The following is a 483-nucleotide window of genomic DNA, read 5'->3' as shown; positions in this document are numbered from 1 at the left end:
GATCAGCACGCTGGGATCATTGACGAGCGCGCGTGCCAGCGCCGCGCGCTGCGCCATGCCGCCGGAAAGCTGGCGCGGAAAGGCCCGCTCGAAGCCGGCGAGACCGACCGTCCGCAGCGCATCGTCGACACGGCCTTTCTGCGTGGCGAGCAGGCCGCGCGCCTCCAGCCCGAGCGCGACGTTCCGCCAGACGGTGCGCCAGGGATAGAGCGTCGGGTCCTGGAAGACGACGACGCGGGACGGGTCGGGAGCGGTGATCAGCTCCCCCGCGGCCGCGATCCGGCCTTGAGTGGGCGGCTCCAACCCGGCGACGAGCCGCAGCAGCGTCGACTTCCCGCAGCCGCTCGGACCGAGCAGGGCGACGAATTCGCCGGCCCGGACGTTAAGGTCGATATCGTCGAGAACCGGCAGCGGCCGGCCCTCGAGATCGAAGGCATGCGAGACACCCGCGATCGCGAGATCGGCGCCGCGCGAGGCTGGTGC

At 72.0% G+C, this 483-nt stretch carries 1 protein-coding gene; it reads right to left on the bottom strand.

Annotated elements, in window-relative coordinates; translation table 11 throughout:
* A partial coding sequence (locus AB4Y92_RS25645) for an ABC transporter ATP-binding protein (RefSeq protein WP_441822180.1) occupies positions 1 to 483 on the bottom strand: 483 nt, incomplete at both ends.

Origin of the sequence: Lysobacter sp. TAB13 (assembly GCF_052113885.1) — a bacterium.
Taxonomy (GTDB): domain Bacteria; phylum Pseudomonadota; class Gammaproteobacteria; order Xanthomonadales; family Xanthomonadaceae; genus Lysobacter; species Lysobacter gummosus.
The sequence above is the reverse complement of the archived record's forward strand: the minus strand, read 5'-3'. Positions and strand labels throughout refer to the sequence as shown.